Annotated in this window: 19 protein-coding genes and 1 pseudogene; 8 read left to right on the top strand and 12 right to left on the bottom strand. The window is 53.8% G+C overall.

Annotation, left to right across the window (positions count from 1 at the left end):
* Positions 1–85: 85 nt before the first annotated feature.
* The 3 genes and pseudogenes from ICA20_RS01470 (at position 86) to nikR (ending at position 1,439) form a co-directional block, all read left to right on the top strand.
* Positions 86–946 carry a LysR family transcriptional regulator gene (locus ICA20_RS01470; RefSeq protein WP_038635037.1) on the top strand — a complete coding sequence of 287 codons (861 nt, stop codon included), beginning with the start codon at positions 86–88 and terminating at the stop codon, positions 944–946.
* A pseudogene (gene nikE, locus ICA20_RS01465) lies at positions 943–1,023 on the top strand (nickel import ATP-binding protein NikE); the annotation flags it as partial. The gene ICA20_RS01470 and the pseudogene nikE, both read left to right, overlap by 4 nt.
* Before the next feature lie 14 nt (positions 1,024–1,037).
* Entirely contained in the window at positions 1,038–1,439 is a 402-nt protein-coding gene (gene nikR / locus ICA20_RS01460; RefSeq protein WP_006687486.1) for a nickel-responsive transcriptional regulator NikR, read from the top strand.
* Positions 1,440–1,536: 97 nt separating this feature from the next.
* Here nikR and ICA20_RS01455 read toward each other — a convergent pair whose 3' ends face one another.
* The 10 genes from ICA20_RS01455 to ICA20_RS01410 all read right to left on the bottom strand — a co-directional run bounded on the left by ICA20_RS01455 (position 1,537) and on the right by ICA20_RS01410 (position 15,000).
* Positions 1,537–2,661 (bottom strand): ABC transporter permease, encoded by a 1,125-nt coding sequence (locus tag ICA20_RS01455; protein ID WP_038635040.1) that lies wholly within the window; start codon positions 2,659–2,661, stop codon positions 1,537–1,539.
* Positions 2,661–5,408, bottom strand: a complete 2,748-nt coding sequence (rbbA, locus tag ICA20_RS01450; protein WP_038635043.1) for a ribosome-associated ATPase/putative transporter RbbA — start codon at positions 5,406–5,408, stop codon at positions 2,661–2,663. The genes ICA20_RS01455 and rbbA overlap by 1 nt, the downstream gene beginning before the upstream one ends.
* Positions 5,405–6,472, bottom strand: coding sequence for an HlyD family efflux transporter periplasmic adaptor subunit (locus tag ICA20_RS01445; protein WP_038635046.1), 1,068 nt, complete (start codon positions 6,470–6,472; stop codon positions 5,405–5,407). Before ICA20_RS01445 ends, rbbA begins: the two co-directional genes overlap by 4 nt.
* A gap of 352 nt (positions 6,473–6,824) precedes the next feature.
* Entirely contained in the window at positions 6,825–7,991 is a 1,167-nt protein-coding gene (locus ICA20_RS01440) for an iron-containing alcohol dehydrogenase (RefSeq protein WP_038635048.1), read from the bottom strand.
* Between the two features lie 33 nt (positions 7,992–8,024).
* Complete coding sequence (locus ICA20_RS01435) at positions 8,025–8,339, bottom strand: putative quinol monooxygenase (protein ID WP_038635050.1); 315 nt, start codon at positions 8,337–8,339, stop codon at positions 8,025–8,027.
* A gap of 17 nt (positions 8,340–8,356) precedes the next feature.
* Positions 8,357–8,932, bottom strand: coding sequence for a glycerol-3-phosphate responsive antiterminator (locus ICA20_RS01430; protein ID WP_038635052.1), 576 nt, complete (start codon positions 8,930–8,932; stop codon positions 8,357–8,359).
* Positions 8,929–10,488 (bottom strand): FAD-binding oxidoreductase, encoded by a 1,560-nt coding sequence (locus tag ICA20_RS01425; protein ID WP_038635055.1) that lies wholly within the window; start codon positions 10,486–10,488, stop codon positions 8,929–8,931. Before ICA20_RS01425 ends, ICA20_RS01430 begins: the two co-directional genes overlap by 4 nt.
* Positions 10,485–12,164: a glycerol-3-phosphate dehydrogenase/oxidase gene (locus ICA20_RS01420; RefSeq protein ID WP_038635058.1), complete on the bottom strand. Its 1,680-nt coding sequence runs from the start codon at positions 12,162–12,164 to the stop codon at positions 10,485–10,487. The genes ICA20_RS01425 and ICA20_RS01420 overlap by 4 nt, the downstream gene beginning before the upstream one ends.
* The gene (locus ICA20_RS01415; RefSeq protein WP_038635060.1) at positions 12,161–13,705 is read right to left on the bottom strand and encodes an FGGY family carbohydrate kinase; all 1,545 of its coding nucleotides are present in this window, start codon (positions 13,703–13,705) and stop codon (positions 12,161–12,163) included. The genes ICA20_RS01420 and ICA20_RS01415 overlap by 4 nt, the downstream gene beginning before the upstream one ends.
* Positions 13,702–15,000: an MFS transporter gene (locus tag ICA20_RS01410; RefSeq protein WP_230592265.1), complete on the bottom strand. Its 1,299-nt coding sequence runs from the start codon at positions 14,998–15,000 to the stop codon at positions 13,702–13,704. Before ICA20_RS01410 ends, ICA20_RS01415 begins: the two co-directional genes overlap by 4 nt.
* A 739-nt stretch (positions 15,001–15,739) precedes the next feature.
* On the opposite strand from ICA20_RS01410, the gene ICA20_RS01405 reads away from it, so the two are divergent.
* The 4 genes from ICA20_RS01405 (at position 15,740) to ICA20_RS01390 (ending at position 20,808) form a co-directional block, all read left to right on the top strand.
* The gene (locus ICA20_RS01405; protein WP_038635066.1) at positions 15,740–17,029 is read left to right on the top strand and encodes an MFS transporter; all 1,290 of its coding nucleotides are present in this window, start codon (positions 15,740–15,742) and stop codon (positions 17,027–17,029) included.
* A complete protein-coding gene (locus ICA20_RS01400) occupies positions 17,001–18,026 on the top strand; it encodes an alcohol dehydrogenase catalytic domain-containing protein (protein ID WP_038635069.1) in 1,026 nt (341 codons plus the stop codon). Before ICA20_RS01405 ends, ICA20_RS01400 begins: the two co-directional genes overlap by 29 nt.
* Positions 18,027–18,046: 20 nt before the next feature.
* On the top strand, positions 18,047–19,231 hold the full coding sequence (gene uxuA / locus ICA20_RS01395; RefSeq protein ID WP_038635071.1) for a mannonate dehydratase: 1,185 nt from the start codon (positions 18,047–18,049) through the stop codon (positions 19,229–19,231).
* A gap of 104 nt (positions 19,232–19,335) precedes the next feature.
* Positions 19,336–20,808 (top strand): fructuronate reductase, encoded by a 1,473-nt coding sequence (locus tag ICA20_RS01390; RefSeq protein WP_038635074.1) that lies wholly within the window; start codon positions 19,336–19,338, stop codon positions 20,806–20,808.
* Positions 20,809–20,818: 10 nt separating this feature from the next.
* Here ICA20_RS01390 and ICA20_RS01385 read toward each other — a convergent pair whose 3' ends face one another.
* On the bottom strand, positions 20,819–21,490 hold the full coding sequence (locus tag ICA20_RS01385) for a FadR/GntR family transcriptional regulator (RefSeq protein ID WP_038635077.1): 672 nt from the start codon (positions 21,488–21,490) through the stop codon (positions 20,819–20,821).
* 107 nt (positions 21,491–21,597) lie between these two features.
* On the bottom strand, positions 21,598–22,794 hold the full coding sequence (locus ICA20_RS01380; protein ID WP_038635079.1) for an NAD(P)/FAD-dependent oxidoreductase: 1,197 nt from the start codon (positions 22,792–22,794) through the stop codon (positions 21,598–21,600).
* Positions 22,795–23,023: 229 nt separating this feature from the next.
* On the opposite strand from ICA20_RS01380, the gene pitA reads away from it, so the two are divergent.
* Complete coding sequence (pitA, locus tag ICA20_RS01375) at positions 23,024–24,523, top strand: inorganic phosphate transporter PitA (RefSeq protein ID WP_038635082.1); 1,500 nt, start codon at positions 23,024–23,026, stop codon at positions 24,521–24,523.
* Positions 24,524–24,545 lie beyond the last annotated feature (22 nt).

Genomic DNA, 24,545 nt, shown 5'->3' with positions numbered 1-24,545 from the left:
TACTTGATGCGAGGATCTTAACGCTTCAAAAATTGGATGAATAATGCTATGTTTACATCATATTCATTCAATTTTTAGATAAGTTATGCACAAAACAACCCTTGAGCAATGGGCCCTGTTGGAGAAAGTGGTGGAACTTGGCAGCTTTGCGAAAGCCGCGGAAGAGACCAACCGTAGCCAGTCATCGGTAAGCTACAATCTGGCGCTATTGCAGGAGCGACTCGGCGTGACGCTACTGACGCCGGAAGGCCGCAGGGCGGTGTTAACCCCGGCGGGCGAGCTGTTGCTAGCTCAGGTCAAACCGTTACTGAAGGCCTTTTTATGGGTGGAGACCCGGGCAGCAACGCTGCAAAACGGCACACGAACACGGCTGGATTTGCTGGTCGATAGCATCTTCCCACGCAGACGCCTGTTCGCAATCCTCAAACAGTTTCAGCAGGCGTGGCCGCAAACGCAGGTGCGGCTGACCGAGGTACTGGAAAATGCAGACGACAGGCTGGCAGCGCATGCCGATGCGGACGTAATGGTCCTGACCCGGCGTCAGGATGTGACCGGGCGTGGTGAATGGCTGATGAACATTGACTTCGTGGCCGTTGCCCATCGCGATCACCCACTCTGCACGCTGAATGCGCCGCTGGATGAAGACGCATTACGCGCGTGGCCACTGATTCGCATTGCCGATCGCGACAACCCGCAGCAACCGGTTCGCGATGCCTGGACCTTCTCTACCATTGATGCCGCGATTGATGCAGTGATGTATCAAGTCGGTTACGGCTGGCTGCCTGAGGAGCGTATTCAGACGCAATTGGCCCAGGGGCTTTTACGTCCGCTGCCGTTAAGCCATGGCGCTCGCCGCGCCACGCCGCTGCATCTGATCGTTAAAGATACTCTCGCGCCGCTGGATGAGCAGGTGAGCACGCTACTGCGTTTATTGCGGGAGCATTAACCTTTTCCCCAGAGGCCGAACGTGTGTTACAAAATACGCTAATTCCCGCATTCTCTGTGCGTCAACGCGCCACATGAAAGGTTAATTGCAGATGCAACGAGTCACCATTACCCTCGATGACGATTTACTGGAAACGCTCGACGGCCTGAGCCAGCGCCGTGGCTACAACAACCGTTCCGAAGCGATCCGCGATATTCTGCGCGGGGCGCTGGCGCAAGAAACCACCCAGGAGCACGGCACCCAGGGCTTCGCGGTACTCTCGTATGTTTATGAGCATGAGAAGCGCGACCTGGCGAGCCGTATTGTTTCCACCCAGCACCACCACCATGATTTATCGGTCGCCACATTACATGTGCATATCAACCATGACGACTGCCTGGAAATCGCCGTGCTGAAAGGCGACATGGGCGATGTACAGCATTTTGCCGATGACGTCATTTCCCAGCGCGGCGTGCGCCACGGTCATTTGCAGTGCCTGCCGAAAGAAGAGTGATTGCCTGTTTCGTTGCCGGATGGCGGCTGCGCCTTATCCGGCCTACGTCCGTTACCGTCTGTAGGCCGGGCAAGCGAAGCGCCCCCGGCAATGATGATTACGCCATTGTGCCGATCGTCTTGCGAAAACGCAGCAGCGCTATCAGGAAGAACGCCCCGCCAATCGCCAGCAGCGTCAGGAACTGCGGCCAGACGATGCTAAACCCGGCCCCGCGATAAAGTATCGCCTGCGCGAGGCTGACAAAGTGGGTGGTCGGCATGGTCAACATAATGTCCTGCACCGCCTGCGGCATGCTTTCACGCGGCGTGGAACCGCCGGAGAGCATCTGTAACGGCAGTAGCACCAGAATCATCAGCAGCCCCAGTTGCGGCATGGAACGCGCCAGCGTACCCATAAAAATGCCGATCGAGGTGGTGGCGAACAGGCTCAGCGCCACGCCCAGCATAAACAGCGGTATCGAGCCTTCAATTGGCACCCCGAGCACGCCTTTTACCATCAGCATCAGCGACAGACCGGAAACCACCAGCACCACCAGTCCCATCGACCAGATTTTCGCCATCATTATCTCAAACGGTGTCACCGGCATCACCAGCAGGTGCTCAATGGTCCCATGTTCGCGCTCGCGGATCAGCGCCGACCCGGTAAGCACAATCGCCAGCATAGTGATGTTGTTGATGATCGCCATTACCGCGCCAAAGCGGGCTGGCTCCAGATTGGGGTTAAAGCGCATGCGCATTTCAAGCGCCACCGGCGGCTCATTATTGTCGCGGTAACGCGCCACAAAACTGTTCACTTCACCGCTAATGATATTCTGGATATAGCTGTTGCCGGTGAAGGCCTGGCTCATCCGCGTGGCATCGACGTTAACCTGGATATCCGGCTGTCGCCCGGCCAGCACATCACGCTGAAAATCAGGCGGAATGTTCACGGCGAAGGTGTAGCGACCGGCATCCAGCCCGGCATCCATCTCATCGGCGGTGATCATCTCCGGCGGCAAAAACCACGGGCGATAAAAGCTGTTCACAATCCGGTTCGACAACTGCGACTGGTCCATATCCGCGATGGCAATCGGCGCCAGATGCAACGACCCCGGCAGGACAGTTGCGGAGGAGTAAACCGAAATCGTGAAGGCGAAAACGATCAGCGTCAGCATCGCTTTGTCACCCAGCAGACTGCGTAACTCTTTGATGCCAAGGTTATAAATATTGCGTAATCGGCGCATCACCCCTCCTGTTTTTTCAGCAGTAATACGCTCAGACCAACCACTACCGGAATAGCGATTGCCAGCGGGATAAATAGCTGCCAAAGATCCGCCAGATCCAGCGCCTTAGAGAACGTCCCGCGCGCAATGGTCAGAAAATGGCTGGTCGGATAAATTTCACCAATCCAGCGTCCCGGCCCTTCCAACGAGGCCACCGGATCGATCATCCCGGAAAACTGCGTCGCCGGGATCAGCGTAATAATCGCCGTACCAAAAATGGCCGCGATCTGGCTTTTCATAAACGTAGAGATTAACAAGCCCAGCCCGGTAGCAATGGTGACGTACAACAGCGCGGCCAGCGTCAGCGTTAAAAAGCTGCCCTTATGCGGGACGCCGAAGACAAACACCGACAGCGCACATAACAGCAGGAAGTTCAGCATTCCCAGCACGATGTAAGGCAACTGTTTGCCGAGCAAAAACTCGCTGCGGGTGGTGGGCGTAACGTACAGGTTGATAATCGAACCCAGCTCTTTTTCGCGCACCACACTGAGTGCGCTGAGCATGGAAGGAATCATCATCAACAGCAGCGGGATGACCGCCGGAACAATCGCCGGCAGGCTCTTCACATCCGGGTTGTAACGATAGCGCGTCTCGATGGTCATCAGCCCGTTTTGCCCGCTGGCATTGGGCTGACGCGCCATCACATCCTGCAGCCAGCTCTGGTGCATCGCCTGTACATAGCCTCTGACCGTTTCTGCGCGGCTCGGCATCGCCCCATCAACCCAGACGCCAATCTTCACCGGCGTTCCACGCGCGATGTCGCGGCCAAAATTGGGCGGGATTTCAATGGCTACCGCCACCTCGCCCGAACGCATCCGTTTGTCCAGTTCGTCATAACTGGTGAGCGGCGGCTGCTCGATAAAATAGCGCGACCCCGCCAGATTCAACGTCCACGCCTGGCTACTGACGGTCTGGTCACGATCGAGCACCGAAAAACGCAGGTTTTCCACATCCATACTGATGCCGTAGCCCATAATCAGCATCAGGATCACCGTCCCCATCAGCGCCAGCGTGGAGCGCACCGGATCGCGTCGCAGCTCCAGCGCTTCACGCCGGCTGTAGCTGAATAAACGCCGCAGGCTAAAGCCCTGGCGTGGCGGCTGATTATTTTCATGCACCACCGGCGCATCCGCTTGCGAAAGCGTCGTCTCCGGCGCCGGGCCTGCGGCCTCCTGTAACCAGGAGATAAACGCCTCTTCCAGACTGGCGGCACCGCGCTGCTTCACCAGTTCCTGCGGCGTGCCGCTGGCCAGCACTTTTCCGGCGTGCATCAGCGACATGCGATCGCAGCGCTCCGCTTCGTTCATAAAGTGGGTGGAGATAAAAATGGTCACTTTATCCTGCCGCGACAAATCGACCATCAATTGCCAGAACATGTCCCTCGCCACCGGATCGACCCCGGAGGTCGGCTCATCAAGAATGAGCATTTCCGGGCGATGAATCACCGCCACCGCCAGCGACAGGCGTTGACGGATCCCCAACGGCAGCGCGCCGGGCAACGCGTCTTCGACATCGGTCAGGCTAAAGCGCTCGCTCATCTCTTGTACGCGCTCAGGGATTTCTGCCTCAGGGATATGGAACAGCCGCGCGTGTAGTTCGAGGTTTTGCCGCACGGTCAGCTCGCTGTAGAGCGAGAACGCCTGTGACATATAGCCTACCCGGCGGCGGGTATCGATATTCTTCGGATCAACCGCTTGCCCAAACAGCCATGCCTCGCCTTCGCTTGCGGGCAGCAGTCCGGTGAGCATCTTCATGGTGGTAGATTTGCCGCAGCCATTGGAGCCGAGAAAACCGAAGATTTCCCCGCGCGGAATGCGAAAGTTAACGTGGTCAACGGCGACGAACTTGCCGAAGCGCATGGTCAAATCTTTCGCCTCAATGGCAATCTCTTCCCGCTCAGCGTGATACGGCGGGATCACCACCGGTTTGTGCGCCTGACGCTGGGCTTCAGGTAACAGCGCGATAAACGCCTGCTCCAGCGTGTCGCTGGCGGTTTTTTCGCGTAGCTGCTGCGCGCTCCCGGTGGCTAACACTTCCCCGGCGTTCATCGCCACCAGCCAGTCAAAGCGCTCGGCTTCTTCCATGTAGGCGGTCGCAACCAGCACGCTCATGTTGGTCTGGCGCTGGCGAATACTGTCAATCAGATCCCAGAACTGAGCGCGGGACAGGGGGTCGACCCCGGTGGTGGGTTCATCGAGAATTAATAGCTCCGGGTCGTGGATCAACGCGCAGCACAGCCCCAGCTTTTGTTTCATCCCCCCCGAGAGTTTCCCGGCAGGACGATCGCGAAACGGCGCCAGGCCGGTACTGTTCAGTAGCTCGGTAATCCGCGCTTCGCGCTCCGCTTTATCATGACCAAACAGGCGGGCAAAGAAATCGACGTTCTCATATACCGACAGCGTGTGGTACAGGTTTTTCCCCAGCCCCTGCGGCATCCAGGCAATGCGCGGGCAGACATCCCGGCGGTGCTGCGGGTCGCGCATATCGCCGCCCAGCACCATCACGTTGCCGTGTTCAATGACCCGCGCGCCGGAGATGAGCGACAACAAGCTCGATTTCCCCACGCCATCCGGGCCAATCAACCCCACCATGCAACGGGCGGGAATATCCAGCGTGATATTGTTCAGCGCGACCGTTTTCCCGTAATGCTGACTCACGCCGTCAAGGTGCGCCACGGGAGGAACAGGAACCAGCGCCAGATGCGTCATTGCGGCAACCTCACCATCAGGTCGTCAGGCCAGGCGCGATTTTCATCGACACGCACCCACGCCATGCCCGGCAGACCGGTTTTCACGTACTCGAGATGCTGCTGCAACAGCTCTGGCGGGATACGCGCTTTGACGCGGAACATCAGCTTCAGCCGTTCATCGCTGGTTTCCACCGTTTTCGGCGTGAACTGCGCGACGCTGGCCACAAAGCTGATGGTCGCCGGAATGCGCAGATCCGGCGCGGCATCCAGCACCAGTCGTGCTTCGCCGCCAATCTTCAGTAAACCAGCCTGTTCGGTAGGTAAGAAGAACGTCATGTAGACATCGCTGAGATCGACCATATTCAGCACGCGCCCACCCGCGGAAAGCACCTCGCCTGGTTCGGCTACGCGATACTGTACGCGACCGTCGCGCGGAGCTTTCAGCTCGCTGTCATCAATATCAGCGGCAATGCGACGTTCGGTAGCCTGTGCGGCCTCTACGCGGGTCTGCGCCTGAATGATGCTGGTACGAGCGGCTTCAATCGCCGCTTTGGCCGCAGAGACCTGCGCCTTTGCCGACTCCAGCGCGGCACGTGCGCTTTCTGCCGCGGCCCGATCGTCATCCAGCTGTTGCTCGGACACCGCCCCTCGCTGGGATAGCGAACGGGAACGCACGTGACGTTTAGAGACCGACTGCAGTTCCGCCTCACGCTGTTTTACCACCGACTGCGCGGCGCGCATTTCACTTTGCCGCTGTTCCAGCAACGCCCGCGCCGCCGCCACCGCGCTTTCGGCTTCTTTGATTTGCGCGATCGCCTCCAGCCGCTGTTCCTGCAGCACGCGGGTATCCATTTTCGCCAGCACCTCGCCCTGACGGACAAACTGCCCTTCCGAAACGAGGATGGTATCAATACGCCCGGCAATCTTAGTGGCAATATCCACTTCGGTGGCTTCAATTCTGCCGTTGCTGGCTGCAAACCCCTCCGGTATTCCCGCAGGGCGCAGCATCCACCAGGCTATCGCGGCCACCACCACTAGAACACCCGCTCCCCACCACATCAGATGACGCTTAAACTTATCCATATTCGACCCGCCGTAATCCCTGTTATCAAACGTTGCGTGTCACAAAGCCCACTGAACAGCTATTCAGCGGGAGATTCCATCCGGGATGAGAAGGAATGAAAAACAATGGCCATTGAGCGAGCAGGCGTTAAGGCAACGCGCGCCGCGAAGGAAGTGAATGACGAAAATGCTGTGAAATCGGGTAGTAATGTTGTCATCATCAGCGTTCCTGGCCGGAAATGAAACACGCATACTCATAACTGCTGTCTATTGAATACTAACACCTGGATTCAATATGTCTATTCGGTTGTAGTGGGGATATCGCCGCCGACAAAGCATGTCCGGTGATCCGCTCACCGGACACGTTCTGAGTTTAATAAGCCTGCTGGTAAAGCCGCAACGCATCATCTTCATTAAGCGTAACGGGATTATTGCCCAGCAAGCGGGTCTGCTGCATGGCATCCTGCGCCAATATCGCCAGACCGTCTGCGGGAACACCAACGTCACGCAGCCTGTTGGGCGCCCCGGTTGCCGCAATAATGCTTACCATCCCGGCAATAAACGACTGGGCATCGATATCCACGTTTCCTGTCACCTGCGCCCCAATGATGGGAGCCAGCTCGGCATAAAGTGGGGCCGTTACCGCCACGTTAAACTGCAGCACCGGAACCAACATTAGCGCATTCGACAAGCCGTGCGGGATATGGTGTCTGGCACCCAAGGGATAAGCCAGCGCATGCACCGCCGCCACCGGAGAGTTAGCGAAAGCCTGTCCCGCCAGCATCGCGCCCAGCAGCACATTTTCTCGCGCTTCACGGTTGTGCCCGTCACGACATGCGGTCACCAGATGGCGACTGATTAAACGTAACGCTTCGCGGGCCAGCGCGTCCGAGAGTGGGTTTTTCTTATGCTTGCCGGTATAGGCCTCAATCGCATGCACCATCGCATCTATCCCGGCGGCGGCAGTATGGACAGGAGGAAGTCCCAGGGTCAGTTGCGCATCCAATAGCACCAAATCGCCATACAGTTGCGGGGAGACAATGCCCATTTTGCTGTCATCGTTGGTCGTCAAAATTGCAATATTGGTAACTTCAGACCCGGTGCCGGCGGTGGTAGGAATGTTAACCAGCGGTAGGCGTTTCCCGGCGACCTTGTCGATGCCGTAAAGCTCCGGCAGGTCTTGTTCAGAGTTGATTAATACAGCCACCAGCTTTGCGACATCGAGCGAGGAACCGCCGCCCAGACCAATAACCATTTCGCAGTTACCATCGCGGGCAACCTGTAAAGCTTCGCGAACGAGGCGCTCGTGTGGATCGGGTTGGACCCGATCATACAGCGTCACCTGAAACCCTGCGTTGCGCAGACTGTGCAGAACCGGCGGCAAAACCCCAGCCTTGACCAGACCGGGATCGGTCACCAGCAATACACGACGTGCGCTAAACCGATGCTGAAGAATTTCCCCTAACCGTGACGCACCCGCCCACTCGACGATGATTTCCGCTACCGTGGTAAACGCAAAATCCTTCATGGCTTTGTTCATTGAGGTATTCCTTGCAGTGAAAATGGACAGCTTTTAGCAATGCGGTTCATCAGGAGGAATGTGAAAGCTTTTCACCTCTTTACGCTCCAACATCGGGGCAATAATGCCAGTGCCAATTCGTTGAAAATGTTCCGTTTTCCGGTGAAGTTCGAGCCCCTCTGCGCAACGATAGGTTTCAAGAATCACAAAGCGATCGCCGTCTTCCGTGGAACGGAAAAACTCATACGATATATTTTCAGGCTCCTGACGCGTTGCCTCTGCCAGCATTCTGAGCGCGTCGTTAACTTTGTGACCCATCGTCGGTTGGGCAAAATAATGTGCAACGACAAACAGCTGCGTGTTTTCCATTTTTGGCTCCCGGTGGTTTAACGTAGCAAATTCACATCCCATAACGCGCTGTCGCTGCTTGATACAGCTATCGCGCCGTGCAACAGCGCCGTCCGGGCATGTTCCTCATTGCAGACAAACCCGGAGGCCACAATCGGCGGCAACACATTACGATCGGCCTGCGGCAGCAACGGCAGCATCTGCGCAGGCATCAGTTGCACATAATCGGGTTCGCTTTGCTCCACGGCTTTCAGGCTGCGTAGCCAGGTAGAGCGGTCGGTGACGAAGATTTTCTGCATGGTGATCAACCCGCATTTTTTCGCGCGCTGTACGGTTTGCAGACGCGTGGAAAGCAACCCCATCGCCCCCGTTTCGGCCACATAATCAATGCCGCCTTTATCCTGGGACAGCCCATTACAACTGTCGATATTCACGATGACGTACTTTCCCGCCTTCGACAGCAGTTCGATCACCGGCTGGAGCTTAATCAGATCGATATTGGCAATGATGCAGACTTCAGCTGTGCTGGACAGTGCGGTTTTCAGTTGCTCAATGCCGTAAATCGCCATGATGACGGGCTGGCGTGCCAGGAGCACGCCAAGGTTTTTTATCATGATTGACCTGCCTGATGTGCGTAAAGCTGAGCGCTTAAGCCCAGCTTGCCCGGGTTAAGGATATTTTGCGGATCCAGCGCTTTTTTAATATCAGCCAGAACCGACAGCGATTCACCTAAAGAAGCCTGCATGTAGGGGGAACGGAGCAGCCCGATGCCATGGTGATGGCTAAGGGAAGTCTTGTGTTTAATCAGCACCGCATTTGCCGCGTCCCATGCCGCACGATACCAGGCCGCACGCTGCTCGACGGGCACATCGCCACGCAGTGAGAAGTAAAGACATGCGCCGTCGACGTAGGCATGGGACTGATGCGCTGACCCCGCCAGCGTGCCCGGTACGGCGTTGATCGCTGCCACCACATCATCATAAACCGCGCTGAGATCGCGCCAACGCCCCACCATTTCCAGCGTATCCGCCACCAGGCCGGGGCTTTTCTTAAAGCCTTCGGCGCTTTTTCCCGTCAGATACCGGGTATCCAGCCAGCGCTCAAAGATAGATTCACCGTCAAGTTCTTCTCCGCTCTGCTGACAAATACGTTCACTGATCGCCAGCACCGCGTCGACAATGTCGGGTTCTCCCTCATCCGCAATCAACAGGACGTTGGTCTCGGGCAGGCCAAACTGCACGCCGCTTTCCAGGTTATCGTACAAGCGCAGTGCCGCTGGATTAGCGCCATGCTGTAAGATTTCGCGACACGCCTCCAGCCCACTGGCGAAGCTGGAAAAACCCCAGGCGATAGCGCGGCCATAATCCGGCAGACGATGTAGCTTCAAACGCACACGTACTATCACGCCCAGCGTACCTTCCGAACCGATAAACATTTGCTGTAAATCAGGTCCGATAGCGCTGCGTGCATAACCGCCAACGGTGATTAAGCGCCCATCGGCCAGCACCACATCCATGCCAAAAACCATATCTTCAATTTTTCCGTAGCGGGTAGAAAGCTGTCCCGCACCGCGACAGGCGACCCAACCGCCGACGGTACTGATCCCAAACGATGACGGCCAGTGCCCCATGGTCATGCCATACTCTTTTTGGATAGTTTGCTCGAAAATATCGCCAAACATGCCGGCTTCTACCTCAACAATCTGGCTTTGTGGGTCAAAATCGAGCAATTTGTTGAGTTCGCAAACGTCGAGCACAATCCCTCCGCGCAGCGGCAATGCGGCTCCGGTAACGTTACTTCGCCCGGCAGAAACTGTAACCGGAATAGCGGATTCACTGGCGAGGCGCATTATGTCCTGAATCTGTTCTACGGTAGAAACGCGTACAATCACGCCTTTTGAGGTGGCAGGCGTGCCCTGGGTTTCCGCAATCATTGAACCGGCCCACCAGTCGCGGGTCCAGGTAATCACATCGGACTCCGACGTCAGCACCTCATCAGCAATCACCCGCAGCCGGTCAAACGTCGCTTCGCTAATCGCAACGGGATCTACCTGCATTCCTCTTGCGCCATTGCTGCTGGTGATCTCTGTTGCCCATGCGGGGCGAGTATGTGCGCCAATGGTATAGTTTCCACGGTTATAACCACGTTTAATCGCTTCTTTACTGATCATTCTGATGTCCCCATAAGCATTGATTTTTCATGTTTAATTGCGGCCTGATAGCTGGCTACCTGTTTTGCCACCTGTTCAGGCTGTAACCGGAGTTCTTGTTGCAGTATTTCCCCAACGCGTTCTGCGGCAATGGCTGACGCATCGCGTGCCATCAGGCGCGCGCGAATTCGACGCGACAGCACATCATCAACGGTGCTGGCAAGCTCATGGCGTACGGCATACACCACTTCCGCTTCGGTGTAGGGAAGCCCTTCCACGATAGGTTTAACCCGCGAGGGATCGGCCTGAATAATGTCACTGACAAAATGCGCTTCGGTGCCATAGCGCTCGCCCAGATGCGCAGACAGGCCGCCAGAGGCCAGAATGGCCTGTGGGTCATAGCCAGCCGCGCCCAGCAAATACGCAGTTTTCGTTGAGCAGGCTTTTTTACGGCCCAGTATTTTGCTGGCCGCATCAATGGTTTCTTCCGCCATGTGGCGCGATGTCGTCAGTTTGCCGCCGACAATGGTAATCAGTCCGTCCGCTGCAACCCTGATCTCATGGTTACGCTTCATCTCAACGGTTTTACCGCCCGCGGTACCGACAAGCGGGCGGCAACCAGCGATACTTCCCACCACATCTTCCGGACGCAGATCCGTTTTCAGCGCCGAGTTTGCGCCTTCCAGCAGAAAGTCCAGTTCAGTACGATTGCAGTGAATATCGTTCAAATCGCCCTGATAGTCTTCATCCGTGGTGCCCAGATAGGAGACGTTGCCCCAGCGCGTAATGGTCGCGCGCCGACTGCGTCCGGCCACCGGAATGGTCACCGTGCAATCATTGCGAATTTTCATCCACGGGATGGCGACATGAACCCCCTTCGCCGGACGGATATTCAGCGGCGATGATTCCCCTTTTTTCAGCCCACTCCAGTCACGCAACCAGACGCCCGTCGCCATAATGACCACCCGCGCTTTGACCCGGATTTCCCTGCCATCGGCATACACGATGCCCCCATTGACCTTGCCATGCTGGTCGCGTGTGGTTTCGATGACTTCGGCATGGTTTGTTACCGTCGCCCCATGAAACGCCGCCGTCCGCACCAGGGCCAGCGTTAACCTGGCGTCATCAACACGGGCATCGAAATACATAAAGCCGCCGGAGAGTTGCTCTTCTTTCAGCGTTGGGCAGTGCGATAACACTTCCGCCGGCGTTAATTTTTGGTGAAGAATACCTTCCCGCCATCCCCCGGCGAGATCGTAGGTCCAGAGCAGACTTTCAAACGCAGAGGACATGCGTTTATCAAACACGCCATTCTTATCGAGTACCGGAAATAAAAAGGGCAGCCGCTGCACCAGATGGCGAGCATTGCGGCGCATGCGCTGGCGCTCGAGCAAAGAATGACGTACCAGTCCGAGGTTCCCTTGCTCGATGTAACGCAGGCCGCCGTGCACCATTTTTGATGACCTGGATGACGTCCCCGAGGCAAAATCACTCTTCTCAATTAACGCGACCCGATAGCCGCGCAAGCTGGCATCCAGCGCCGCATAGGCCCCCGTCACTCCGCCGCCGACAATCAGAATGTCGTAGGTTTCGCTTTCCAGTCGGTCCAGTTGCTCAGGACGCTGAAGACGCAACGGTTCGGCGCCGTACATATCACTGCGTGTTTTGTTTGGCTTTCGCGAAGGGAAAAACTTCATGAGTCGGCGTGCTCCTGATTAGCGGTAGTGAGGCTGCTGGCGGTTTCCATTTCGAGCGCAATACGCATCTCCCAGCGGTTGATTTTTTGTTCGCGAAGGTCATGACTGATTTTGGGTTCAAACAGACGCGCCGTTTTCAGCGTGGCGCAGGCATCAGACAACGAATCCCACAGCAGCCCATCGGCTCCCGCCAGAAACGCCGCGCCGCGTAAGCTGGCCCTCGCCGTTTCGGCCATCCGCCGTACGGGGATCCCGCTAACATCGGCCTGGATTTGCAATAACGTGTCGCTATTGGACAACCCGCCGCCTACCACCAGCTCTTGCGTTGCGATGCCGGTTGCCGCTTCATTGGCGCGCATACAGGCGGCTACCGAATGCGCAATGCCTTCCAGAATGGCGTAGGCCACCTGCGGACGTGTGGTCGAGATTGAAATACCGTTAAGCGAGGCGCGGGCATGCGGCTGCAAATGAGGAACACGCAGCCCCGTTAATGCTGGAATGAAACTCACGCCGCCAGAATCATTGGCCTGCGCAGCCAGCTCGCTGATTTGCTCGGGTGAGTCGAACCAGCGCAGCTTTTCGCACACCCAGTTCAGGGCCGAACCGGTCGTCGGGACGAATGTTTCTACAGAGAAGTGCGAGCGTCCTTTTTGTCGGCGCGCGGTCATGGTGAGCGTACTTTCACAGCTTTTTTTCAATGTCGGCACCGTCGGCCCCATCATTAAATCAACAAAGCTGCCGGTCCCATGCATACACAACGCCTGCCCGCGCTCAGTGCAACCCAGCCCAATAGCCCCCGCAAACTGATCCCCGGCACAAGCCCGGATCGGGACGCTGATCCCGAGGATATCTTCACGCGTAGAGCCAAAATCATCGGTATCATCGTGCAATTCAGGCAGCAATGACGTCGGGAACTTCAGAGTCTGCAGCCATGGCAAATGGTACTGATGCTCGTTGAGGCAATACGCGCCCGCAGAGGTGGCGTTGGTGGGGGTGGTGACACATTTTTTTTCTTCCGCCAGATGCCAGAGCAACCAACTGTCAACGGTGCCAAAAACCAGGGTTCCGGCCTGGTGCGCCCTCTTCACTGCCGGTGTATTGGCGATATGGTATGACGCCCAGAGGTAAGGTGAACGTATCCCAACCGGTCGTCCAATTACTGGCAGCAGTTTCGCATCCCATTCGGGGGCAAGTCGCGCCAACTCATCCGTAAAACGCGCATCCTGCCAGACCATCGCAGGTGCCAGCGCCTTGCCAGTGATTGCATCCCAGAGCACCGCCGTTGAACGTTGCGTCGCAATCGCCAGCGCCACAATACGCATCTTGCTGTGCTGCGCATTGGCAATCGCTGTACGACACACCGCAATAGTGGCCTGCAAAATTTCATCAGCATCTTGTTCAACAACGCCATGGCGCTGGCTACTGACCTGAAGCGGCTGGTATTCAAGACAGTGGACCTGGCTATTTCGCCCCACCACTGCCGCACGCGTACCTGATGTACCTTCATCAATAGCCAGAATGACATCTTCATATTCAATCATTTTGTACTCCTGTTTGATTCCGGGGCCATCGACTCGGGATAGGGTGAATGGGGTGATTCAAACTGCGGGGCGCCAGGCTCGTTATCCGGCTGAATCGTGGTGCGAGTGGGATCCCATGGGATCACAAAGCAGACGATGCTGGCGAACAACGGCACGGCGGACATGATCAGGAAGGTCGTTTGCAGGCCGTAGAGATCACGGAAAACGGGGAAGATAAACAGACCGAGCGCCGCACCTATTGCCCCGAGCGCACCGACCACGCCATTTGCGCCAGCCCGCAGTTCACTGCGAAAAGAGAGGGATGAAAGGCTTTTCCCGTTTGCACCGGGTCCACCTGAGTGACAAAGAATAAACAACGCGGGAACCAGCAAAGAGGCCCACAGCGGCATACTGTCGCTGAACAGTCCCAGCGTGAGCAGTACGAGAAAAGCCACGGCAAAACCGATCGCCGAAGAGCGGCGCAAGCCAAGACGACGACCGATTACAGGAGACAAGAAACCACCAACAATACCAAATACGTTAAAAAATAGTGAACACAAGGTTGCGTACACAAAGTTTTTACCGAACATCGCGGCACTAATAACCGGCAAATACCAGCCGACGCCAAAATACTGGATTGACTGGCAGATCTGAACCGTAGAAGCCAGAATCGTACGCGGTAAATATACGCCACGGAATATTAGCAGTACATTTCTCGCTCCTTTTTCTGCTTGCCCAATGACAGGTTTTTGCTCCGCTTTTGACGCCAGAATAAAATTATCACCGTATATTTTATTCATAGCGATCACAGCATCAGAAAGCCGTGATTTTCTCGCCAACCATACCGGACTTTCTACTAAATAACGGAACTGGAAAAAAAGTACGATGAGTCCACATAACGCTGTCACGGCAATAGAATAACGCCAGATAGCATCCCCAACATCCCAGGAATAAAACATCAGCGCTAATGCCAGATTTAAACAAACCGCAACATACCAGACCCCTTGCCAGGTGTTTAAACGGCTTTTTAGTTTCACTGGCGTGAACTCTGCCAGCATCGCCATGGCCACGGCAAAATCCATCCCGTAAGACACGCCAACAAAGAAGCGGCCCACGATTATGGTGCTGAAACTGGAGGATGACATCACTAACAGCGCACCAATCACCGCCATTATTTTGGCGATTATCAGCGGTGGTACACGCCCCCAGCGATCGGCAATCCAGCCGCCAATAGGATTAAATAATATGGCAACCCACGATGAAAATGAGGTAAGTAACGCAACTTCAGTTGCGCTCAGATTTAAATTGCGGGTCATTGGATTTAATCCAGCACTAAGAGCTGAATTTGAAAAAGCATCAAGGAACAGGCCACCTAATGCCAACCACCAAATAACACCGGCTCTGCCACTGATTTTTCCGCGAGAGTCGATGCAATTGATAACATCATCAACGCCACGGATTTTTATCGGATTTGAGAATGAGCATGCGGACATGGCTTTCCCCTTCATGATATTCGGAAGAAGGTCGCCATTAGCTAAAAAAATGCAATAAGAGACCATCTTAATTTCACAGATAGTCTCTTATCTAAAATCTGTATTTTTCCACTCTAGAAGGTAAGGGAAAGCGTGTCAAAGCGACTTTTTGCCCCGTCGTTGATTCTGTGACTTGTAGCACATATGTTAATAAATCATTGCAAAAACAGGTCGCCATGAGCCAGTTTTCCGTTCTCAGCGGATGGGAGCGCCGCTGTGAGTGTACGTAGTCGATGCGCTGGTGGCTGATTTACGCTGAACGATCGCAGATCTTCCTGTGCAACGTTATTGCAATATTCATCAAAAATGGGTTTTGAATACGAAATTCGCTTTTACTCTAAACTCCACCACCAAAACAAAAGCATTAAAATTCATATAGATAACTGCAAAAACATTTGATATTAATCATTTAAAAAACTTATTTTTCGTTATGTTGATCACATTAACATCAAAAGAATGGTGATCTTAAAATAGGTTTTAAATATTGTGGTCAGGCCGCTAGACCACAATAAGAGGATATATCATGAAAAGAAAAACAATGGGATGGCTTATCGTTTTTCTTCTTTTTATAGTTTACATGCTTAACTATATGGATCGTTCAGCATTGTCGATCACCGCTCCACTCATCGAAAAGGAATTAGGATTCAATGCTGCTGAGATGGGTATGATATTCAGCGCATTCTTTGTTGGTTATGCTCTATTTAACTTTATCGGTGGCTGGGCCAGTGACAGATTTGGCCCCAAGACAGTATTTCTGGTCGCCGCGTTACTCTGGTCATTATTTTGTGGGATGACCAGTCTGGTTACTGGCTTATGGACTATGCTGGCTGTTCGCGTGTTATTCGGCATGGCTGAAGGACCGGTCAGCGCGGCCGGAAATAAAATCATCAATAACTGGATTTCACGCAAGGAATCTGCAACTGCGATTGGTATTTTTAGCGCAGGTTCACCGTTAGGTGGCGCGATTTCTGGTCCGGTAGTTGGCATGCTGGCGCTTTCATTAGGCTGGCGTCCGGCATTCGGTATCATTTTCCTGTTCGGTTTAGTCTGGGTATTACTATGGTATTTCACTGCCAGTGATAAACCTTCAAAAAGTAAACACCTCGCCCCGGAAGAACGTGTCGATTTTGAAAACCATGATGACATCATTTTAGCGGATGACGGTAAAGCGATGCCTTCTCTCGGTTACTACATGAAGCAGCCTATGGTGTGGGCAACGACACTGGCCTTCTTCAGTTATAACTACATACTCTTTTTCTTCCTGACCTGGTTTCCAAGCTATCTTAACCACTCTCTACACCTTGATATTAAAGAAATTAGTATTGCAACCGTCATCCCGTGGGTAATTGGCGCGATCGGTATGGTATTGGGCGGAGTATGTTCTGATTTTATCTATCGCATTACAGGAAATGCCCTACTTTCTCGCCGTCTTATTCTCGGTGTTTGCCTGGCTGGCGCGGCGATATGTGTGGCGGTTTCAGGAACGGTTACGACTATCGGCAGTGCCGTTGGACTGATGTCAGTCTCGTTATTCCTGCTGTATTTGACTGGACCTATATATTGGGCAGTTATTCAGGATGTCGTGCACAAAGATAAAGTGGGCAGCGTCGGTGGTGCCATGCATGGACTGGCAAATATATCCGGAATTATTGGCCCTCTGGTCACCGGGTTTATTGTCCAGTTTAGCGGTAAATATGATTACGCATTCTATCTGGCTGGGGCTATTGCGATTGTTTCCAGCTGTCTGGTATTCGTATTTGTCAAAAATAAAGGATTAAAAACAAATGAAAGTCAAAGCTGTTTACATCAATAAACCTGGTGAAATTGAAACCCGTTGGGTTGATTATCCAGAAAAGAAAGATAATGAAGTACTAATAAAAGTTGATGCTGCTGGGATATGTGGTTCTGATATTGGTGCATTTCGTGGCACTAACCCATTAGTAACCTATCCACGTATTATTGGACATGAAGTCACAGGCATTGTTATTCAACAAGGCAAGGGCATGCCAGCAAATATTAAAGAAGGTGATCGCGTTATTGTTGATCCTTATATTTATTGTGGTCATTGCTACCCTTGCTCAGTAGGCAGAACAAATTGTTGTGAAAATCTAAAAGTAATTGGCGTACATATTGATGGCGCAATGCAGGAGGTGGTTGCTCACCCCGCACATTTAATTCACAAAATCCCTGATGATGTCGCCTCAGAGATGGCTCCGTTAGCTGAACCACTGACTATCGCACTGCATGCGCTACATCGCGCCAAACTGACGGCCGGAGAGCATATCGCCATTATTGGTGCCGGTGCGATTGGCCTGATGGCGGCACTGAGCGCATTGCGCTACGGTGCGACACCCATTCTGATCGATATCGTGGACGAACGACTTCAGTACGCAAAATCACTGGGCGTGCCTTACGTCATCAATCCGTCGAACATCCGGGTTATTGAGGCGATCAAAGAGATCACGCAGGGGACGATGGCGCAGGTTGTAGTCGAAGCATCTGGCGCCAACAGTGCAATTCGCGAAACTCTGGATCTTGCGTCATTTGCAGGTCGTATTGCTTTCACCGGCTGGCCAAAACAGGAGACATCGTTACCCACTAACCTGATCACGTTTAAGGAACTGGATCTGCGCGGATCGCGTACCAGTGCAGGTGAATTCGAAGAGGCGTTACAAATGCTGGCCACGCTGAACATTAATCCCGCGGATGTCGTCAGCAAGGTAGTGAATATTGATGATGTGCCTGACGCCGTGAAGGAACTTGATCAATACCCGGAACGCTATCTGAAGATCAATGCGACCTTTCATTAATTTTTCCAGGAGATAAAGCGATGGAACAAACCTGGCGTTGGTATGGCCCAAACGATCCCGTATCGTTGTCCGATGTTCGTCAAGCTGGTGCAACGGGTGTGGTAACTGCGCTGCACCATATTCCAAACGGTGAAGTCTGGTCCGTAGAAGAAATTCTCAAACGCAAAGAGATCGTAGAAAAAGCCGGTCTGGTCTGGTCGGTCGTGGAAAGCGTGCCGATCCATGAAGACATCAAGACCCACACGGGCCAGTACGATCTGTGGATCAAGAATTACCAGCAGACGCTGCGCAATCTCGCCCAATGCGGCATCTTTACTGTGTGCTACAACTTCATGCCGGTTCTGGACTGGACCCGTACCGACCTGGAGTATGTGCTACCCGACGGTTCAAAGGCTCTGCGCTTTGACCAGATTGAGTTTGCCGCATTTGAATTGCATATCCTCAAGCGCCCTGGTGCGGAAGCGGACTACAACGCAGAGGAAATTGCCCAGGCTCACCAGCGTTTTGCGGATATGAGCGAAGAGGACAAAGCCCGGCTGACGCGCAATATCATTGCCGGTCTGCCAGGTGCCGAGGAAGGATATACCCTGGACCAATTCCGTAGCCACCTTGCAACCTATAAAGATATCGACAAAGCGGCCCTACGGGAAAATTTCGCCTGGTTCCTGAAAGCCATTATCCCAGTAGCTGAAGAGGTAGGAGTACGAATGGCGGTTCATCCTGACGATCCACCGCGCCCGATTCTTGGCCTGCCGCGCATCGTTTCTACTATAGAAGATATGCAGTGGATGGTGGATACCGTAAACAGTGCGGCCAACGGCTTTACGATGTGTACCGGATCTTACGGCGTTCGCGCAGACAACGATCTGGTTGAGATGATCAAACAGTTCGGTCCGCGAATTTACTTTACGCACCTGCGTTCCACACAACGCGAAGAGAATCCCAAAACCTTCCATGAGGCAGCACATCTCTCCGGTGATGTCGATATGTACAGCGTAGTGAAAGCGATAGTCGAAGAAGAACAGCGGCGTAAAGCTGAAGGCAACGCCTCACTTATCCCCATGCGACCCGACCATGGTCATCAAATGCTTGATGACCTGAAAAAGAAAACTAACCCAGGGTATTCCGCTATTGGTCGCCTTAAGGGCCTGGCTGAAGTACGCGGCGTTGAACTGGCTATCCAGCGCGCCTTCTTCAGTCAGTAACCACATTGCCGCATGGTATCCCCGCCATGCGGTTTTCACTTTCAGTCAGCACCAGTCTTTGATAGCGCATTATCAAAGAAGATCATCAATGACAGGAGTTTGTCATGGACAATAATCTCGCCACTGCACAGATTTCCACCCCACGCCCACGCAGGGATCGTTCACGCCTCGTTTCGCGCATCGTGCATCTTGGTTGCGGCGCTTTTCACCGCGCCCATCAGGCACTCTATACACATCATTTGCTGGAAAGCAGTGACAGCGACTGGGGCATATGTGAGGTCAACCTGATGCCCGGAAACGATGCCACACTGATTCAAAACCTGAAGGCGCAGGATCTGCTGTACACCGTTGCCGAACGCGGCGCACAAACGACAGAGCTTAAAATCATTGGCTCGATGAAAGAAGCGCTGCATCCTGAATTTGACGGTTGTGAAGCCATTATCCACGCAATGGCACGTCCAGAAACTGCCATCGTTTCGCTGACCATCACCGAAAAAGGATATTGCACAGATGCCGCCAGCGGCGAGCTGGATCTGAATCATCCGTTTATCCAGCACGACATTGCCCACCCACAGTCCCCCAAATCAGCAATTGGTTATATCGTTGAAGCCCTCGCGCTACGCCGCCAGCAGGGATTGAACGCTTTTACTGTGCTGTCCTGCGATAACGTGCGGGAAAATGGCCACGTCGCAAAAACCGCTGTCCTGGGTTTGGCCGCCGAGCGCGATCCGCACCTGGCTGAGTGGATTGCCGAACAGGCAACGTTCCCATGCACGATGGTAGACCGCATCGTTCCAGCAGCAACAGAAGAGACGTTAGGGCAAATCGCCGAACAGCTTGGCGTTTACGATCCCTGTGCCATTGCCTGCGAGCCATTCCGCCAGTGGGTTATCGAAGATAACTTTGTTAATGGACGTCCGGACTGGGATCGCGCGGGCGCACAGTTTGTGGAAGATGTGGTGCCGTTTGAAATGATGAAACTGCGTATGCTCAACGGCAGTCACTCATTCCTCGCCTACCTCGGTTATCTGGGCGGCTATGAGACGATTGCCGATACGATGACAAACCCGGCGTATCGCAACGCTGCGCTGGCGTTAATGCTTGACGAACAGGCCCCAACGCTGTCGATGCCTGAAGGTACAGACCTGGCAGGTTATGCGGAATTGCTTATCGCGCGCTTTACTAATCCAGCACTGAAGCACCGAACCTGGCAAATTGCGATGGATGGCAGCCAGAAATTACCGCAGCGTTTGCTGGATCCCATTCGGCTGCATCTGGCACGAGGGGAAGATTACCGTCATCTGGCTCTGGGTGTCGCAGCCTGGATGCGCTACGTCAGCGGTGTGGATGAAAAAAACAATCCGATTGATGTGGTGGACCCTCTGGCGGCACGGTATCAGGCGATAAATCAGCAATATCAGTCACCTGAAGAGCGTGTGCGGGCGCTGCTGACAATCGACACCATTTTTGGGACGGATTTGAGCGATAACACAGACTTTATCAAACGCGTAACCGCTGCCTGTCAGCAATTGCACAGCGTAGGAGCACGTGCAGCGGTAGCCGCTCTAAATCATTAAATATTTTACTTCAAAGACCCACGATCTGTCTGACATAAGCCAGATGTTCCAGTGATTTTTGGTAAGCACCGTCAGCATCAGCCTGGCGGATCGCATCCACAATCGCTTTATGCTGAGTATTCATGCTGGTTAATACATCCCGATTGCCGGAACGCTTGTCCAGTCCGGCATACGGGATGTTAACGCGTTGTTCCCACAGCATTCGCGACATATCAAGCAGTACGCGGTTCTGGCTGGCTTCAGATACCGTTAAATGGAACTGCTTATCGAGGGAGTAAAAAACATGGACATTGTTTTCACTAATGGCTTTTTCCATGCTGAGGTGCAGCGCTTCAAGCTGACTAATAAGTTCATCTTTGCCTGCTTCTGCAGCAAGACGCGCGCAATGACTGTCAACCAACTCTCGCGAATAGAGTATTTCTTCAACCGTATAATCACTGGCGGAATGCTTTTTATCAGTAACAATAACGCCATTACCGGACTGGATGGTGATCCATCCTGAGATCTCCAGCACAATCAGCGCTTCTCTGAGCGAGGCGCGACTCACGCCAAGTTGCTTCGCCAGTTCACGTTCAGGGGGCAAGAAGCTTCCTGGCGGAAAAATACTATCGTTGATGAGCTTAATGATGAGATTGGCTATCTTTTGATAGAGCCGCTCCTGTTTTACCTCAGGAATAACCATGTGCCTCCCGTTCTCTTATCTGTGCGATTTTTAACTGATTATCTTATCATTCCCGGAGTTAAGAAACGCATGCCTGAGTCAGTTCCTTGTAACAGCGGTAAACAAATTCACTCACCAGAGACCAAATCCTGCGCGCACGCCCAGGCGCTCGACCATGCCCACTGGAAGTTGTATCCACCCAGCCAGCCGGTGACGTCCATCACTTCACCAATAAAATAGAGTCCTGGCACTTTACGGGCTTCCATCGTGCGCGATGACAGCTCGTTGGTATCCACGCCGCCCAGCGTGACTTCAGCGGTACGATACCCTTCCGTACCGTTCGGCTGCACCCGCCACTCGGTCAGGGTCTCCACCAGCGTTTGCTGATCGCGCACGTTAAGCTGTTTCAGCGAGACATCCGGGATTTGCCCTAACTGCTGTAAACATTCCACCAGGCGTTTTGGCAACTGCATAGCAAGCGTATTCTTTAAGCTCTGATTAGGGTGGGCGCTGCGTTGTTCATCCAGGAAGCTCGCAAGGTCAACATCCGGCAACAAATTAATGCTGACAAATTCACCTGGCTGCCAAAAACTGGAAATCTGCAGCACGGCCGGACCAGAAAGCCCGCGGTGCGTAAAGAGCAGGTTTTCACGAAATACGGTGCCGTCCTCGGCGGTGATAACGGAGGAAACGGATACGCCAGAGAGCACCTGAAGCTGCTCCAGCAGCGGCTTGTGTAAGGTGAAAGGCACCAGACCTGCGCGCGTCGGCAACACGTTCAGACCGAATTGTTCGGCAATTTTATAGCCAAACGGCGTCGCGCCCAGACCCGGCATCGAAAGACCACCAGAGGCGATAACCAGCTTTTTCGTGCCGACCGTCATGCCGTTCAGCGCCAAGATGAAATCTTCCCCCTCACGCTCAACGCTGAGGACTTCGCTACGTAACCGCATAGTTACGTTACCTCTTTCACACTCGTCCACCAGCATATCGACAATTTGCTGGGCGGAATCGTCGCAGAACAGCTGACCCAACGTTTTTTCGTGCCAGGCGATGCCGTGCTTGCCCACCAGATCGATAAAATCCCACTGCGTATAACGCGCCAGCGCCGATTTGCAAAAATGCGGGTTTTGACTCAAATACGCGGCAGGTTCGACATAAAGATTGGTAAAGTTGCAGCGTCCCCCGCCAGACATGAGGATCTTGCGTCCCGGCTTTTTACCATTATCAATCAGCAGTACCCGGCTACCTGCTTGTCCTGCCTGCGCGGCACAAAACATACCCGCTGCGCCAGCGCCTATAATAACGGTATCAAACCTTTCCACGTTGCGATCCTCTCTAAAAAGCGGGGGTGAATTGTAAAGATTCCTCAGTGGTCGCACCAGCACCAAACTACCGATAAAGGGTATTTATCTGAAATATATAGGATAATTCTTTAGTGGTGTAAAACAAAGCAGGAGACAAATCAAAAAAACTCTATATTTCACTTTGCCCGCGCCGCCAAAGTCACTGATAATGCGCCGCGTTCATGTCCTCAAAATGGCGTAACGTCCTATGCTACATTTGTTTGCTGGCCTGGATTTACATACCGGGCTTTTACTATTGCTTGCTCTGGCTTTCGTGCTGTTCTATGAAGCAATTAACGGCTTCCATGACACAGCCAATGCTGTCGCAACCGTGATCTATACCCGTGCAATGCGTTCGCAATTGGCGGTGGTCATGGCTGCGTTGTTCAACTTCTTTGGTGTTTTGCTGGGTGGTCTCAGCGTAGCGTATGCCATCGTGCATATGCTGCCAACGGATCTGCTGCTAAATATGGGATCGTCACATGGCCTCGCCATGGTGTTCTCCATGCTGCTGGCGGCAATTATCTGGAACCTGGGTACCTGGTACTTTGGTTTACCTGCATCCAGCTCCCACACGCTGATTGGCGCGATTATCGGTATTGGTTTAACCAATGCGTTGATGAATGGCACCTCGGTGGTGGACGCACTTAACATCCCGAAAGTGATGGGTATTTTTGCCTCGCTAATCATCTCGCCGATTGTCGGTCTGGTGGTTGCTGGCGGCCTTATATTCATTCTGCGTCGCTACTGGAGTGGTACGAAAAAACGTGCCCGTATCCACCTGACCCCAGCAGAACGTGAAAAGAAAGATGGCAAGAAAAAGCCGCCGTTCTGGACGCGTATCGCACTGATCCTCTCCGCTATCGGCGTGGCGTTTTCTCACGGCGCGAACGATGGCCAGAAAGGCATTGGTCTGGTGATGCTGGTGCTGATTGGCGTAGCGCCTGCAGGTTTCGTGGTGAATATGAATGCTTCCGGTTACGAAATTACCCGTACCCGCGATGCTATCAATAACGTCGAAGTCTTCTTCCAGCAACGCCCAGACCTGCTCAAGCAGGCGACTGGCGTAGACCAGTTGATTCCGTCCCCGACGGAAACGGTCACAACGGCATCGACAGAGTTCCATTGCCACCCAGCGAATACCATCAACGCGCTTGAGCGTGCGAAAGGTATGCTGGCGAATCTGGAAACCTACGACAAGTTAAGCGTTGAACAGCGTGGCCAGCTGCGCCGTATTATGCTGTGTATCTCTGATACCACGGATAAAGTGGTGAAATTGCCTGGCGTAAGCGCTGACGATCAACGTCTGCTGAAAAAACTGAAAGCTGACATGCTGAGCACCATTGAGTACGCGCCTATCTGGATCATTATGGCCGTCGCACTGGCGCTGGGTATTGGTACGATGATTGGCTGGCGTCGCGTAGCCACCACCATTGGTGAGAAAATCGGTAAGAAAGGCATGACCTATGCCCAGGGGATGTCGGCGCAGATGACCGCCGCAGTCTCTATCGGTCTTGCCAGCTACACCGGTATGCCCGTTTCCACCACCCACGTTCTCTCCTCTTCCGTTGCGGGAACGATGGTTGTTGATGGCGGCGGTTTACAGCGTAAGACGGTAACCAGCATTCTGATGGCCTGGGTCTTCACCCTGCCGGCGGCGATTATTCTTTCCGGGGTGCTGTACTGGCTCTCCCTGAAGCTTATCTAAGCGGATGCACGGTAAAAAAGCG

This window comes from Citrobacter sp. C5_2 (genome assembly GCF_014596845.2).
In the GTDB taxonomy this organism is placed as follows: Bacteria; Pseudomonadota; Gammaproteobacteria; order Enterobacterales; family Enterobacteriaceae; genus Citrobacter; species Citrobacter werkmanii.
The sequence above is the reverse complement of the archived record's forward strand: the minus strand, read 5'-3'. Positions and strand labels throughout refer to the sequence as shown.

Excerpts from the sequence above, each read along its gene's own strand:
- ICA20_RS01435 (WP_038635050.1), bottom strand. The coding sequence starts at position 8,339 with ATGGAAAACACGCAGCTGTTTGTCGTTGCACATTATTTTGCCCAACCG.
- ICA20_RS01410 (WP_230592265.1), bottom strand. The coding sequence starts at position 15,000 with ATGACCCGCAATTTAAATCTGAGCGCAACTGAAGTTGCGTTACTTACC.
- ICA20_RS01420 (WP_038635058.1), bottom strand. The coding sequence starts at position 12,164 with ATGAAGTTTTTCCCTTCGCGAAAGCCAAACAAAACACGCAGTGATATG.
- ICA20_RS01415 (WP_038635060.1), bottom strand. The coding sequence starts at position 13,705 with ATGATTGAATATGAAGATGTCATTCTGGCTATTGATGAAGGTACATCA.
- ICA20_RS01385 (WP_038635077.1), bottom strand. The coding sequence starts at position 21,490 with ATGGTTATTCCTGAGGTAAAACAGGAGCGGCTCTATCAAAAGATAGCC.
- ICA20_RS01470 (WP_038635037.1), top strand. The coding sequence starts at position 86 with ATGCACAAAACAACCCTTGAGCAATGGGCCCTGTTGGAGAAAGTGGTG.
- ICA20_RS01400 (WP_038635069.1), top strand. The coding sequence starts at position 17,001 with ATGAAAGTCAAAGCTGTTTACATCAATAAACCTGGTGAAATTGAAACC.
- ICA20_RS01445 (WP_038635046.1), bottom strand. The coding sequence starts at position 6,472 with ATGGATAAGTTTAAGCGTCATCTGATGTGGTGGGGAGCGGGTGTTCTA.
- ICA20_RS01430 (WP_038635052.1), bottom strand. The coding sequence starts at position 8,932 with ATGATAAAAAACCTTGGCGTGCTCCTGGCACGCCAGCCCGTCATCATG.
- ICA20_RS01455 (WP_038635040.1), bottom strand. The coding sequence starts at position 2,661 with ATGCGCCGATTACGCAATATTTATAACCTTGGCATCAAAGAGTTACGC.
- ICA20_RS01425 (WP_038635055.1), bottom strand. The coding sequence starts at position 10,488 with ATGATCAGTAAAGAAGCGATTAAACGTGGTTATAACCGTGGAAACTAT.
- ICA20_RS01405 (WP_038635066.1), top strand. The coding sequence starts at position 15,740 with ATGAAAAGAAAAACAATGGGATGGCTTATCGTTTTTCTTCTTTTTATA.
- ICA20_RS01440 (WP_038635048.1), bottom strand. The coding sequence starts at position 7,991 with ATGAACAAAGCCATGAAGGATTTTGCGTTTACCACGGTAGCGGAAATC.
- ICA20_RS01390 (WP_038635074.1), top strand. The coding sequence starts at position 19,336 with ATGGACAATAATCTCGCCACTGCACAGATTTCCACCCCACGCCCACGC.
- pitA (WP_038635082.1), top strand. The coding sequence starts at position 23,024 with ATGCTACATTTGTTTGCTGGCCTGGATTTACATACCGGGCTTTTACTA.
- uxuA (WP_038635071.1), top strand. The coding sequence starts at position 18,047 with ATGGAACAAACCTGGCGTTGGTATGGCCCAAACGATCCCGTATCGTTG.
- rbbA (WP_038635043.1), bottom strand. The coding sequence starts at position 5,408 with ATGACGCATCTGGCGCTGGTTCCTGTTCCTCCCGTGGCGCACCTTGAC.
- nikR (WP_006687486.1), top strand. The coding sequence starts at position 1,038 with ATGCAACGAGTCACCATTACCCTCGATGACGATTTACTGGAAACGCTC.